Below are 6,660 nucleotides of genomic sequence, written 5' to 3' on the forward strand. Positions count from 1 at the left end.
ACCGCCGCCGGCGGCGCTCAGGATCTTCGGTACTAACCGGATAGTTCATAACGCTGGGCGCGACGCGGAGGAGGTGCCGGTGGCCGTCCGCGTCGCGCTGCCGCGCTCAGGTGACGACGATCTTCCCAGTGCTCTGCGGGTAGATCGGGTCGTTGTAGAAGAACTCGCCCTTCTTCGTGAAGGTGTGCTTGAAGGACTGGCCCGGCATCAGCGTCCCGCTGTCGAACTCGTACTCGAAGAACGACACCGCGCCGTGGGCGGAGACGTTGCCCGCCGGGTTGACGAACGTGATCTCCGTGCCCACCGGAACACTGAGGTTCTGCGGCGCCATGGCCGTCTGCGCGACCGTGTTCTCCTGCGCGCCCGGTGCCCCGGCGGCGGCGTCCCAGACGCGGCCGAGCGTGACGGTGTTGCGGGCGGCCGCCGCGGTGACCGCCGCGGCGCGGATCTGGTTGCGCTTCGACGGCGGCGTGGGCGCGGCGGCCGGCGCGACCTTCCCGCCGAGCTTGAACGCCCAGAGGTGGTCGCCCTTCGGGATGTCGGGGTAGGGGAGGCCGTTGCCGCCGGCGAAGACGGCGAGGTACTGCTGGCCGTCGATCTCGTAGCTGATCGGGCTCGTGTGCACGCCCGCGCCGCACTGGAAGTGCCACAGCTCGCGGGCGTCGGTGTCGTCCATGCCGATGAGGACGCCGTCCGGGCCGCCCTGGAACATCACCCCGCCACCGGTGGTGAGGATGCCGTTGCCGTGGGCCAGCGACCACTGGCTGTCCTTGCTCCACACCAGTTTGTTGGTGCGCGGGTCGACCGCGGCGAGCCCGCCGGCGAAGTACTCGCCGTAGGGCCGGGCGGTGTTGACCCGCCCGCCGACGGTGTTGGAGTAGGCGGAGTTGATGAGGCCGTAGCCGACGTAGACCCAGCCGGTCTCGGGGTTGAACGAGACGTGCGACCAGTCGGCCCCGCCGCCGGCGCCGGGGAAGATGATCGTCGCGCGGTCCCAGTGCGTCGCGAACAGGCCGCCGGTGGGGTAGAAGGGCACCGGCCGCGTGGCGTTGTCCAGTCGCGGCTCCTGCGGGACGAACGGGTCGCCCTTCGGGAACGGTTGCGTCGGCGAGGTCTTGTGGCGCGGGTCCTGGGGGACCGGGCGTTCTTCGATGCCTTGGACGGGTTTTCCGTTGGTGCGGTCGAGGATGTAGTACATGCCGACCTTGCTGCCGTACACGAGGACCTTGCGCAGCCGGCCGTCGATCCGGAGGTCGATCAGGACCGGCGACATCACGTTGTCGTAGTCCCAGATGTCGTGGTGCACCGACTGGAAGTGCCAGCGGCGCTTGCCGGTCTTGGCGTCGAGCGCCACCAGGGAGTTGGCGAACAGGTTGTCGCCGCCGCGGGTGGAGCCGTTGGTGCGGGGGTAGGGGTTGCCGAAGGTCCAGTAGACGGTCTTGAGGTCCGGGTCGATCGCCGGGTGGATCCAGCAGACCGCGCCGCCGGTCTTCCAGCTGTCGCCTTCCCAGGTGTCGCCGCCGAACTGGTCCGGACCCGGCACCGCCCAGAACGTCCAGGCGATCTTGCCGGTGGCCGCGTCGAGCGCGTACGCCCGCCCGCGCGCGCCGGCGGTGCTGCCCTGCATGCCGACGTAGATCAGGCCGTCCCAGTAGACGACCGCGCCCGCGAGCGTCCCGGTCGTGCCGCCGCACTGCCCGTTGGCGGGGTCGCACGGCTCCGGGGTGCCCTGGCCGGGGTCTTCGGTCAGCAGCGGGGTCTTCCACACCACGGCGCCGGTCTTCTGGTCCAGCGCGTGGAGGATGTTGGCGCCGGAGGTCGAGAACACCTTGCCCTGCCCGAGCGCGACGCCTCGCATGTTGGTGCGCTCGGAGCCGACGTTCGCCTTCCACTTGACCGCGCCGGTCCGCCCGTCGACGGCGTACACGTTCTGCTGGGTGGTCTGGACGTACAGGACGCCGTCCTGCGCCACGATCGTGCTCTGCTGCGCGCTCGAGGTGTCGCCGCCCTCGAGGTTGACGTGCCACGCGCCGCCGAGCCGGTCGAGCGTGCGGCGGTTGATCTGGCTCAGCGGGGTGTGGTTCTGGTTGCCGAGATCGCCGCCCACCTTCGGGAAGTTCGCCCCCGGCGCGCCGAACGAAGCGGGCTGCTTCGGGGTGTCCGCCGCGGCGGGCTGGGAGCCGAGCACGGTGCCCAGCACGGTCGCTCCCGCCGCACCGGTCAGGAATTTCCGACGATCCATCGAATTGCCCTCTCTTCATTGAGGAACAGCGCTGCGAGGAGGTGAACGAGCCGAAGCTAAGTGGTCCGCCTGGTGGTACGCATGACCCGAGAGACGGTTGAGCTTAAAACGCCTGAGTGCTCTCTCGCAAGGGTTCGCGGATTGCGTTCCGCCTCTTGTTCCGCATCGGGGCCGGGGGTACTGTCCGGAACGCTAGGCGGGTCGATCGGTCCGCTAGGTGGACCTGTCGGTCTCTCTGTCCCGTTGCCGTGAAGAGGAGCGTCAGCATGTCGTCGGTTCTGGAATCCGTTGCCGCCGAAGAACTCGTGCCCGTGCTGCCGAGCTGGTCGGAGCCCGTGGCCGAGTGTTACGAGACCCGCCCGGAGGTGACGGCCTACGCCGCTGACGGGGCGCCGTGGAACGCCCGCTGACGCCGGCGGAGTTCACCGACGCCCTGCTCGGCCTGGAGAAGCGCTACTGGGCGCACCACCCGTTCCACCTCCGGGTGCACGAAGGGGGTTGTGAGCCGGCCGAAATCCGCCGCTGGGTGGCCAACCGCTGGTACTACCAGAAGTGCCTGCCGCAGAAGAACGCCGCGATCGTCGCGGCCTGCCCGCTGCCCGAAGTGCGACGCGAGTGGGTGGGCCGCATCGTCTTCCACGACGGCGAGCGTGACGGCGAAGGCGGGATGCAGCAATGGTTGCGCCTCGCCGAGGCGGTCGGGCTGAGCCGGGCCGAGGTGCTCGACGAGCGGCACGTGCTGCCCGGCGTGCGCTTCGCCGTCGACCGGTACCTGGACTTCTGCCGGACCAAGCCGTGGATCGAAAGCGTGGCCGCGGCGCTGACCGAGCTGTTCTCCCCGGACCACATGGCCGACCGCGTGACGGCGTGGCGCACGCACTACCCCTGGATCGAGCCCGCCGGGTTCGCCTACTTCGACCGGCGGATCCCCGCCGCCCGCGAGGACAGCAGCCGCACCCTCGAACTCGTGCTCGCCCACTGCCTGAGCCGCGCTGAGCAGGAGGCGGCGATCCGCGCGCTGGCGTTCAAGTGCGACGTGCTGTGGGGCGTGCTCGACGCGGTGGACTACGCGGAGCGCTCATGAGCGTCACGACCGGCGACCGGCCGGGCCTGCGCCGGGGGGTCCGGCTGGGGTTCGACTCCGTGCGCGGGCGGCCGGTGCTGCTGTTCCCCGAAGGGGTGCTGCTGCTCAACGAAACCGCCGTCGCCGTCGTCGAACGGTGTGACACGCTCCGCACGGCCGGGGAGATCGTCGAGGACCTCGGCGCGTCGTACGCCGGGGTCACCGAGGGCTCGGTGCTGCGAACCCTGGCGGATCTCGAAGCACGTGGCCTGATCGGCAGCGGATCCGGCGTCTCCCCGGCGCGGCCGGCTTCCGTGGTGGCGGGGGAGACCCCGTCGTCACCACGGGCGCCGGTTCCGCTGGGCCTGCTCGCCGAGCTCACCTACCGCTGTCCCCTGCAGTGCGGCTACTGCGCCAATCCGCTCAACCTCGGCGACTACCGCGACGAACTCGACACCGGGACGTGGACTCGAGTGTTCGAGCAGGCCCGCGAACTCGGGGTGCTGCAGGTGCACCTGTCCGGGGGCGAGCCCGGCCTGCGCCGCGACCTGCCCGACCTGGTCGCCGCCGCACACCGGCTGGGGATGTACACCAACCTCGTCACCAGTGGTGTTTCGTTGTCCGGCAAGCGGATCGCGCAGCTGGCCGACGCGGGGCTCGACCACTTCCAACTGTCCCTTCAGGACTCCGAAGCCGCGCCGGCGGACGTCATCGCCGGCCGCCGGGCGCACGAACGCAAGCTGGCCGTGGCCGAGGCGGTGCGGGAAGCCGGCCTGCCGCTGACGATCAACGTCGTCCTGCACCGGGCCAACGTCGACCGCATCCCGGCGATCGCCGACCTCGCCGCGCGGCTGGACGCCGACCGTCTCGAACTCGCGCACACGCAGTTCTACGGGTGGGCCCTGCGCAACCGTGCCGCGCTCATGCCCAGCCGCGAGCAGGTGGACCGCGCGACCGCGGCCGTCGCCCAGGCGCGGGAAGTGCACCGATTCGAGATCGTGCACGTCGCGGCCGACTACTACGACCCGCGCCCGAAGCCGTGCAACTACGGGTGGGGCGCCCGGCAGCTGGTCGTCACCCCGACCGGGGGCGTGCTGCCCTGCCTGGCCGCGGAAACCCTGCCGGACCTGGAGATCCCGTCGGTCCGGACCCGGTCGCTGTCGTCGATCTGGTACGAGTCGAGCGCGTTCCGGCGGTTCCGCGGCACCGACTGGCTCCCGGACCCGTGCCACAGCTGCGCGCTCAAGGAGATCGACTTCGGCGGGTGCCGCTGCCAGGCCTTCCAGCTGACCGGGGACGCCGGGGCCACCGACCCGGTGTGCGAGCTGTCCGAGCACCACCAGCTCGTCCTGGACCAGGTCGGCGCGCACGGACCCGAACCGGTCGTACCCCGGCGGATGTCGTGAAGGTCCGGTTCCTGGGGACCGCTGCCGGAGGTGGCGCACCCCAGTGGAACTGCGGCTGCCGGGTCTGCGAGCACGCTCGTCGTGAGGGGGTTTCCCGGACCCAGGACGGCCTGGCCGTCAGCGGCGACGGTGCGTCGTGGTACCTCGTCAACGCGTCGCCGGACCTGCGGACGCAGCTGCTCGCGACGCCCGAGATCCGGCCGCCGCCGGGCACCCGCGACACGCCGATCCGCGGGGTCCTGTTCACCAGCGCCGAGCTGGACCACACCCTGGGTCTGCTCGGCCTGCGCGAAACCACCGCGCTCGACGTCTATGCCACCGCTTCGGTGCATGACGCGCTGAAGACCGCGTTTCCGATCGAAGCCGCGCTCGGGGGCTACACCCGCGTGCGCGAGCATCGGGTCCGCGACGGCGAACCCTTCGACCTCGACGGCGGCCTGCGGGTGACCACGGTCGTCCTGAGCGGGAAACGGCCCCGGTACGCGGCCGCGCTGCCCGCGGGCGAGTGGGTGAGCGCCTACCGGTTCGAGACGTCCGGCGGTGTCTTCGTGTACGCCCCCGGACTGTCCACATGGCACACCGAGCTCGTGACCGGCGCGGACGTCGTCGTGCTGGACGGCACGTTCCTCACCGAGGACGAGCTGGGGCCGGACCGCCCGGCGTCGGGCATGGGGCACCTCGCGATCCGCGAAGTGCTGCCGCTGCTCGGCGCGCACCCCGGTCCCCGTTACGTGTTCACCCACCTCAACAACACCAACCCCCTGGTCCTGCCCGGCGCACCCGAGCTGGCGGAGCTGGCCGAGGTCAACGCTTCCGTGGCCGCCGACGGGCACCTGCTCGAGATCTAAGGATGGAAGACCCATGAAAAGACGATCGGCGACGGTGCTGACCGCGCTCGCCAGCGCGATGGCGGCCGCACTGACCACCATGCTGGCGTTCGGCCTGCCCGCGTCCGCCCACGACGGCGGGAAGACCGGCGCGACGGAGCTGGGCGACCCGGACTACGGCGTGTGCCGGGGCCTGGACTCGCGGTGTTACCACAACTGGGGCAACTTCGACCTGTCCAAGGGCGTCAAGGTCCTGGTGTACACGCGCACCCCGGGACCGCGGCACGCCAACCTGGGCCCGGCGCTGGCGCCCGGGCTGAACCCGCCGCTCACCGACGCGAACGTCGCGCAGAAGGCGATGGTGCGGCTCGGGCAGGAGAACGGGTTCGCCGTCGACTGGACCGAGGACGTCACGCAGCTGGCCACCCCGAACGCGTTGTTCAAGTACAACGCGGTGGTCTTCCTGAGCACCAGCCGCGACACGCTCGACGACGCGGCGCAGACGTCGCTGCGGCAGTACATCCGCGGTGGCGGCGGGTTCGTCGCGATCCACAACGCGTTCGGCACCGAGTACAACTTCCCGTGGTACGAAGGCCTGCTCGGCGGAGCCAACTACTACGACCACGGCCCGGCCCAGCCCGGGGTCGTGCAGACGGCCGACCGCAATGACGTCTCGACGAAGGGGCTGCCGAACCGGTGGGCCTTCACGGACGAGTGGTACAACCTGGTGCCGTTCCCCACGAACGTCCGGATCCTGGCCAAGGTCGACGAGAAGACCCTGGCGAAGGGCGTGAAGGGATCGATGGGACACCCGGGCCACGGCGACAACCACCCGGTGGCGTGGTGCCAGTACTACGACGGCGGCCGGTCGTGGGTGACGACGCTGGGCCACGAGGCCTGGGCGTTCACCAACACGACGACGGCGGATGGCGCGGCGTACTTCCAGTCGCTGATCGTGAACGGCATCAAGTCCGCGGCCGGCGCCTCGCCGTTCTGCCGCTGACGGCCGGGCCCGAGACTGCATCGCCCGGACCCGCTCCCGGCGCCAGCACTCAGGCCGGCCACAGCCGTGAAGGCCACCTTGAGGGACTCTAAGTCCCACAAGGTGTGCTTACAAAAATG

The 6,660-nt window shown here is 70.7% G+C and carries 6 protein-coding genes; 5 read left to right on the plus strand and 1 reads right to left on the minus strand.

Annotated elements, in window-relative coordinates; genetic code table 11:
• Positions 1-106: 106 nt before the first annotated feature.
• Positions 107-2,242 (minus strand): PQQ-binding-like beta-propeller repeat protein, encoded by a 2,136-nt coding sequence (locus AB0C38_RS45840; RefSeq protein ID WP_360686665.1) that lies wholly within the window; start codon positions 2,240-2,242, stop codon positions 107-109.
• Positions 2,243-2,508: 266 nt separating this feature from the next.
• On the opposite strand from AB0C38_RS45840, the gene AB0C38_RS45845 reads away from it, so the two are divergent.
• The 5 genes from AB0C38_RS45845 to AB0C38_RS45865 are packed head-to-tail and all read left to right on the plus strand — an operon-like array spanning position 2,509 to position 6,541.
• On the plus strand, positions 2,509-2,652 hold the full coding sequence (locus AB0C38_RS45845) for a hypothetical protein (protein WP_360686668.1): 144 nt from the start codon (positions 2,509-2,511) through the stop codon (positions 2,650-2,652).
• Positions 2,637-3,326 carry a pyrroloquinoline-quinone synthase PqqC gene (pqqC, locus tag AB0C38_RS45850; RefSeq protein WP_360686671.1) on the plus strand — a complete coding sequence of 230 codons (690 nt, stop codon included), beginning with the start codon at positions 2,637-2,639 and terminating at the stop codon, positions 3,324-3,326. The genes AB0C38_RS45845 and pqqC overlap by 16 nt, the downstream gene beginning before the upstream one ends.
• The gene (pqqE, locus tag AB0C38_RS45855) at positions 3,323-4,711 is read left to right on the plus strand and encodes a pyrroloquinoline quinone biosynthesis protein PqqE (RefSeq protein ID WP_360686674.1); all 1,389 of its coding nucleotides are present in this window, start codon (positions 3,323-3,325) and stop codon (positions 4,709-4,711) included. Before pqqC ends, pqqE begins: the two co-directional genes overlap by 4 nt.
• Positions 4,708-5,559: an MBL fold metallo-hydrolase gene (locus AB0C38_RS45860; protein WP_360686677.1), complete on the plus strand. Its 852-nt coding sequence runs from the start codon at positions 4,708-4,710 to the stop codon at positions 5,557-5,559. The genes pqqE and AB0C38_RS45860 overlap by 4 nt, the downstream gene beginning before the upstream one ends.
• 13 nt (positions 5,560-5,572) lie before the next feature.
• A complete protein-coding gene (locus AB0C38_RS45865) occupies positions 5,573-6,541 on the plus strand; it encodes a ThuA domain-containing protein (RefSeq protein WP_360686680.1) in 969 nt (322 codons plus the stop codon).
• Positions 6,542-6,660 lie beyond the last annotated feature (119 nt).

The sequence above is a fragment of the Amycolatopsis sp. NPDC048633 genome, from assembly GCF_040650695.1.
In the GTDB taxonomy this organism is placed as follows: domain Bacteria; phylum Actinomycetota; class Actinomycetes; order Mycobacteriales; family Pseudonocardiaceae; genus Amycolatopsis.